The 6,647-nt window shown below is 72.0% G+C and carries 5 protein-coding genes and 1 pseudogene; all 6 read left to right on the forward strand.

Translation table 11 applies throughout. From position 1 onward, the window contains the following. Positions 1-64: 64 nt before the first annotated feature. Positions 65-367: pseudogene (locus FV223_RS16885) on the forward strand (polyprenyl synthetase family protein); the annotation flags it as partial. A gap of 10 nt (positions 368-377) precedes the next feature. Continuing rightward, complete coding sequence (locus tag FV223_RS16890; RefSeq protein ID WP_147728120.1) at positions 378-1,592, forward strand: methyltransferase; 1,215 nt, start codon at positions 378-380, stop codon at positions 1,590-1,592. An 86-nt stretch (positions 1,593-1,678) separates the two neighbouring features. Continuing rightward, a complete protein-coding gene (bchC, locus tag FV223_RS16895) occupies positions 1,679-2,614 on the forward strand; it encodes a chlorophyll synthesis pathway protein BchC (RefSeq protein ID WP_147728124.1) in 936 nt (311 codons plus the stop codon). Beyond that, positions 2,611-3,597, forward strand: a complete 987-nt coding sequence (locus FV223_RS16900) for a chlorophyllide a reductase iron protein subunit X (RefSeq protein ID WP_147728121.1) — start codon at positions 2,611-2,613, stop codon at positions 3,595-3,597. The genes bchC and FV223_RS16900 overlap by 4 nt, the downstream gene beginning before the upstream one ends. A 5-nt stretch (positions 3,598-3,602) precedes the next feature. After that, positions 3,603-5,195 carry a chlorophyllide a reductase subunit Y gene (gene bchY / locus FV223_RS16905; RefSeq protein WP_147728122.1) on the forward strand — a complete coding sequence of 531 codons (1,593 nt, stop codon included), beginning with the start codon at positions 3,603-3,605 and terminating at the stop codon, positions 5,193-5,195. After that, positions 5,195-6,647: chlorophyllide a reductase subunit Z (gene bchZ, locus FV223_RS16910; protein ID WP_147728123.1), on the forward strand; the 1,453-nt coding region annotated here is incomplete at its 3' end. The genes bchY and bchZ, both read left to right, overlap by 1 nt.

Here is a 6,647-nt window from a genome sequence, read left to right on the forward strand (position 1 = left end):
CTCCTCGACGGTGCGGGCGCGGCCGCTGCCCATGGCGAGCAGGTAGAAGCCGAAATAGGCGTCGCCGCTGCCGTGGCGGCTCCTCGGGGAATGCCTCGGCGAGGCCTATCAGGTCGCCGACGACCTGCGCGACGTCGCCTGCCGCCAGGAGGAGATCGGCAAGCCCGCCGGCCGCGACGCTACCCTCGGCCGGCCGAACGCCGCCCTGCTCCTCGGCATGGGCGGCGCCCTCGAGCGGCTGAAGCGCCTCTCGGCGGAGGCGATCGAGGTGATCCCGACCTGCCCGGGCGCCGACGCGCTGCGCGCCGAGATCGCCGCGCAGACCCGGCTCTTCCTGCCCGCGAGCCTCGCCCACGAATTCGCCTGAGGCGAGGGGCATGGCGGCGGAAACCAGCGTGGGCATCGTCTCCGGCGGGGAGAAGAACGGCCTCCGCGCCGTCCCGCTCGCCTCGGCGGGGGGAGGGTGGCTCGCGTTTCGAAACCTTCGCGAGCGCTGGCGCGCCTTCCGCATCGCCCGCGTCGCGAGCCCCGCATTCCAGCGTTGGGCCGCCGGGTTTCCGCTGACGCGCCGCATCGCGCGGACGAACACCCGGGCGCTGTTCGACCTCTGCGCCGGGTTCACCTACTCCCAGGTGCTGCTCGCCTGCGTCCGGCTCGACCTGTTCCACACGCTGCAGCCCGGCCCGCTCGCGACGGCCGTGGTGGCCGAGCGCCTCCGTCTCGCACCGGAGCGAGCCGAGCGCCTGCTGAAGGCCGCCGCCTCCCTCGACCTGATCGGCCGCCTGCCCGACGCGCGCTGGGCGCTGGCCGACCTCGGCGCGGCGCTGATCGGCAACCCGTCGGTGGCGGCGATGATCGAGCATCACGCCATGCTCTACGCCGATCTCGCCGACCCGGTCGCGCTGCTGCGCGGCGAAGGACCCCCGACGCAACTCTCGGGTTACTGGCCCTACGCCAAGGCCGCCGAGCCGGACGCCGCGGAGGCCGGGGCGGTCGCCGGCTACAGCCGCCTGATGGCGGCCTCGCAGGCGCTGATCGCCGAGGACGTGCTCGACGCCTATCCGCTCGGATCGCACGCCTGCCTGATGGATGTCGGTGGCGGGGAGGGCGCCTTCGTCACCGCCGCCGCGGCCCGCCACCCCGGCCTGCACCTGATGCTGTTCGACCTGCCGGCGGTCGCCGCCCGGGCCGAGGCGCGCCTCGGTGCGGCGGGCCTGACGGTCGCCTGCCGCGGCGGAAACTTCTTCTCCGATCCGCTGCCGCGCGGCTCCGACGCGATCTCGCTGGTGCGGATCGTCCACGATCACGACGACGCCCGCGCCGCGGTGCTGCTGCGTGCGGCGCACGACGCGCTGCCCCCCGGCGGCACGCTGCTCATCGCCGAGCCGATGGCCGGGACGCGGGGGGCCGAGCCGATCGGCGACGCCTATTTCGGCTTCTACCTGCTCGCCATGGGCAGCGGCCGCGCCCGCACCGTCGAGGAGCTGACCGCGATGCTTCGCGATGCCGGATTCGACGCGATCCGCAGCGTGAAGACCCGTCGTCCCCTGCTGACGCGCCTCGTCGTCGCCCGCAAGCGCAGCGAAGTGTAAATTTGCCTTGACGCTTTTCATTGTCATTCTAGGATGACTGATGGCCGACCGGGAGAGTCGGGCCGGGGATGGAAGAGGCACCGCACATGGACGCGCTCGCCGTCGTTCTCGAGAAACCGGAGGTGCTGGCGCTCAACCGCCTGCCGCTGACTCCGGCCGCAGAGGGCGACGCGGTGGTCGCCGTCACCTGGAGCGGGATCTCCACCGGCACCGAGCGCCTGCTCTGGACCGGGCGGATGCCGAGCTTCCCCGGCATGGGATACCCGCTGGTGCCGGGCTACGAGTCGGTCGGCACCGTCGAATCGGCGCCCGCGGGCTCGGACCTGAGCGTCGGCCAGGCGGTGTTCGTGCCGGGCGCGCGCTGCTTCGGCACGGTGCGCGGCCTGTTCGGCGGCGCCGCCTCGCACCTGATCGTGCCGGCGGAGAAGCTGGTGCCGGTCGACCCCGCCCTGGGCGAGAAGGCGATCCTGCTGGCGCTCGCTGCCACCGCCTACCACGCGATGGCGAGCAACGCCCCCGGCGAGCGCTCGCTGATCGTCGGCCACGGGGTGCTCGGGCGCCTGCTGGCCCGGCTCACCGCCCTGTCCGGCGCGATGCCGACGGTGTGGGAGACCAATCCGGTCCGGGCGCGGGGCGAATTCGCCTATCCCGTCATCCACCCCGATCAGGACGAGCGCCGCGACTACGCAACGATCACCGACGTCAGCGGCGATGCGAGCCTCCTCGACACGCTGATCGGGCGGCTGTGCTCCGGCGGCGAGATCGTGCTCGCTGGCTTCTACGAGGCGCCGCTCGCCTTCGCCTTCCCGCCGGCCTTCCTGCGCGAGGCCCGGATCCGGGTCGCGGCCGAGTTCCGGCCGCACGACCTCGCGGCGGTGAGCGCGCTCGTCGCACGCGGCGCTCTCTCCCTCGACGGCCTGATCACCCACCGGCGCCCGGCGTCGGAGGCGGAGCAGGCCTATCGCACGGCCTTCGGCGAGCCCGAGTGCCTGAAGATGATCCTCGACTGGAGGAACGCATGAACATGCACCTGACCAACGCCGCGCTCCGCGCCGAAGCGGCCATCGAGCCGGATCCGGTGGCGACCGCGCCGGCGAAGAAGGAAACGCAGATCATCGCGATCTACGGCAAGGGCGGCATCGGCAAGTCGTTCACCCTGGCCAACCTCAGTTACATGATGGCCCAGCAGGGCAAGAAGGTCCTTCTCATCGGCTGCGACCCGAAGAGCGACACCACCTCGCTGCTGTTCGGCGGCAAGGCCTGCCCGACCATCATCGAGACCTCGACCCGGAAGAAGCTCGCCGGCGAGCCGGTGGCGATCGGCGACGTCTGCTTCAAGCGCGACGGCGTCTACGCGATGGAGCTCGGCGGCCCCGAGGTCGGGCGCGGCTGCGGCGGCCGCGGCATCATCCACGGCTTCGAGCTTTTGGAGAAGCTCGGCTTCCATGAATGGGGCTTCGACTACGTCCTGCTCGACTTCCTCGGCGACGTGGTCTGCGGCGGCTTCGGCCTGCCGATCGCCCGCGACATGTGCCAGAAGGTCATCGTCGTCGGCTCGAACGACCTGCAGTCGCTCTACGTCGCCAACAACGTCTGCTCCGCGGTCGAATACTTCCGCAAGCTCGGCGGCAACGTCGGCGTCGGCGGCCTGGTGATCAACAAGGACGACCACACCGGCGAGGCCCAGGCCTTCGCCGCCGCCGTCGGCATCCCGGTGCTGGCCTCGATCCCGGCCGACGACGACATCCGCAGGAAGAGCGCGAACTACGAGATCATCGGCCGGCCCGACGGGCGCTGGGGCTCGCTGTTCGCCGATCTCGCCCAGAACGTCGCCGAGGCGAAGCCCAATCACCCGGCGCCGCTTTCGCAGGACGGCCTCCTCGGCCTGTTCTCCAGCGAGACCACCGGCCGCGACGTGGTGCTGGTGCCGGCGACCTTCGAGGACATGTGCGGCGTCGCCCACGTCGCCAAGCCGTCCCTCGAAGTCGTCTACGACGAGGTCTGAGGCGCATGGCCGTCACCCTCGACATCGCCGCGCTCCGCGCCCGCCAGGAAATCCCGGCCTCGACGCTCGCCGCCGCGCAGGCGCCGGCCGTGAACCTCGCGGCGACGAAGGGCGACGGCCTCGGCTGCCATGCCGGCAAGGACGTGATGCGGGCCGCCGCCGCCGAGGCCGGCATGAGCGAGACGCTGGACCGGCTGGCCAAGGATTACCCCGTCGGGCCGCACGACCAGCCGCAGAGCATGTGCCCGGCCTTCGGCTCGCTCCGGGTCGGCCTGCGGATGCGGCGCACCGCGACGATCCTGTCCGGCTCCGCCTGCTGCGTCTACGGGCTGACCTTCACCTCGCACTTCTACGGGGCCAAGCGCTCGGTCGGCTACGTGCCGTTCAACTCGGAGACGCTGGTCACCGGCAAGCTGTTCGAGGACATCCGCGAGGCGGTGTTCCTCACGGCCAAGCCCGCCGATTACGACGCCGTCGTGGTGATCAACCTCTGCGTGCCGACGGCCTCGGGCGTGCCGCTGCGCCTGCTGCCGAAGGAGATCGACGGCGTCCGCATCATCGGCATCGACGTGCCGGGCTTCGGGGTGCCGACCCATGCCGAGGCCAAGGACGTGCTCGCCGGCGCGATGCTGCGGTTCGCGCGCACGGAAGCCGAGCAGGGCCCGGTCCAGGCGCCGCGCGCCGGCCGCTCCGAGCGCCCGACGGTGACGCTGCTCGGCGAGATGTTCCCCGCCGATCCCGTGGTGATCGGCGCGATGCTGGAGCCGCTCGGCCTCGCCGCCGGCCCCGTGGTCCCGACCCGCGAATGGCGCGAGCTCTACGCGGCGCTCGACGGCGCGGCGGTGGCGGCGATCCACCCGTTCTACACCGCGAGCATCCGCGAGTTCGAGGCGGCCGGCCGGCCGATCGTCGGCTCGGCGCCGGTCGGCGTCGACGGCACCGCGGACTGGCTCGACCGGATCGGCGAGGCCTGCGCCGTCCCGCGCGGCCTGGTCGAGGCCGCCAAGAACCGCCTGCTGCCGCCGATCCGCGGCGTGCTCGCCGCCGCCCCGATCCAGGGCCGCATCACCCTCTCCGGCTACGAGGGCTCGGAGCTGCTGGTCGGGCGCCTGCTGATCGAAAGCGGCGCCGACCTGCGCTACGTCGGCACCGCCTGCCCGAGGACGCCCTGGGCGGAGGCCGACCGCGACTGGCTCGAGGCCCGCGGCGTCCAAGTGAAGTTCCGGGCCTCGCTCGAGGACGACCTCGCCGCGATGCGCGAATACCGGCCCGACCTCGCCGTCGGCACCACGCCGGTGGTGCAGAAGGCCAAGGAGGCCGGCACGCCGGCCCTGTACTTCACCAACCTGATCTCGGCACGGCCGCTGATGGGCGTCGCCGGCGCCGGCTCGCTCGCCAAGGTGATCAACGCCGCGCTCGGCAACAAGGGCCGCTTCGACGCGATGCGCGGCTTCTTCGAGGGCGTCGGCACCGGCCACGCCGCCGGCGTCTGGGAGGCGGTGCCGCAGCTGCGCAAGAGCGTGGCGCGGGCGCCCGCGCCGAAGAAGCACGACCAAGGTCTCCTGCTGGACAACACGCCTATCGGGGAGATGGCCTGATGCTCGTCCTCGATCACGACCGCGCCGGCGGGTACTGGGGTGCCGTCTACGTCTTCACGGCGATCAAGGGCCTGCAGGTCATCATCGACGGCCCCGTCGGCTGCGAGAACCTGCCGGTCACCTCGGTGCTGCACTACACCGACGCGCTGCCGCCGCACGAGCTTCCGATCGTCGTCACGGGCCTCGGCGAGGAGGAGCTCGGCCGCCACGGCACTGAGGGCGCGATGAAGCGGGCGCATGCGGTGCTCGATCCCGGCCAGCCCAGCGTCGTCGTCACCGGCTCGATCGCCGAGATGATCGGCGGCGGGGTCACGCCGGAGGGCACCAACATCCAGCGCTTCCTGCCACGCACCATCGACGAGGACCAGTGGCAGACCGCCGACCGGGCGATGCGCTGGCTCTGGCAGGAATACGGCGCCAAGCGCTTCGCCAAGAAGGGCATCCCGCCGCGTCCCGCGCGCAAGGAGGGCGAGCGCCCGCGGGTCAACCTGATCGGGCCGGCCTACGGCACCTTCAACATGCCCTCCGACCTCGCCGAGATCCGGCGGCTGGTCGAGGGGATCGGCGCCGAGATCAACCTGGTCTTCCCGCTGGGCTCGCATCTCGCCGACGTGCCCAAGCTCGTCAATGCAGACGCCAACGTCTGCCTCTACCGCGAGTTCGGGCGCCTGCTCTGCGAGGACCTGGAGCGGCCCTACCTGCAGGCGCCGATCGGCGTGCTCTCGACCACCAAGTTCCTGCGCTCGCTCGGCGAGACCCTCGGCCTCGATCCCGAGCCGTTCATCGAGCGCGAGAAGCACACCACGATCAAGCCGGTCTGGGACCTGTGGCGCTCGGTGACGCAGGACTTCTTCGGCACCGCGAGCTTCGGCATCGTCGCGACCGACACCTACGCGCGCGGCGTGCGCCACTTCCTCGAGGAGGAGATGGGGCTGCCCTGCACCTTCGCCTTCGCGCGAAAGCCCGGCGCCAAGCCCGACAACGCGGCCGTGCGCGCGGCCATCGCGAACGATCCGCCGCTGGTGCTGTTCGGCTCGTTCAACGAGCGGATGTACGCGGCCGAGAGCGGCTGCCGGGCGGTGTTCGTGCCGGCCTCGTTCCCCGGCGCGATCATCCGGCGGCACACCGGCACGCCGTTCATGGGCTATTCCGGCGCGACCTACCTCGTGCAGGAAGTCTGCAACGCGCTGTTCGACATGCTCTTCCACATCCTGCCGCTCGCCCGCGACATGGATGCGGTCGAGGCGACGCCGGCGCGGATGCATCGCGAATTGCCGTGGAACGAGGCCGCGCGGGCGCTCCTCGACGCGCATGTCGAGCGCCAGCCGGTCCTGGTCCGGATCTCGATGGCCAAGCGCCTGCGCGATGCCGCCGAGCGCGGCGCCCGCCGCGACGGCGCCGGCGAGGTCGGAGGGCATGTTGAAGGTGCCGTAGGCCGGCCCGATCAGGTTG

The organism is Methylobacterium sp. WL116, from assembly GCF_008039455.1.
Classification (GTDB): domain Bacteria; phylum Pseudomonadota; class Alphaproteobacteria; order Rhizobiales; family Beijerinckiaceae; genus Methylobacterium.

Coding starts and splice junctions, on each gene's coding strand:
- FV223_RS16890 (WP_147728120.1), top strand. CDS start 378: ATGGCGGCGGAAACCAGCGTGGGCATCGTCTCCGGCGGGGAGAAGAAC.
- bchC (WP_147728124.1), top strand. CDS start 1,679: ATGGACGCGCTCGCCGTCGTTCTCGAGAAACCGGAGGTGCTGGCGCTC.
- FV223_RS16900 (WP_147728121.1), top strand. CDS start 2,611: ATGAACATGCACCTGACCAACGCCGCGCTCCGCGCCGAAGCGGCCATC.
- bchY (WP_147728122.1), top strand. CDS start 3,603: ATGGCCGTCACCCTCGACATCGCCGCGCTCCGCGCCCGCCAGGAAATC.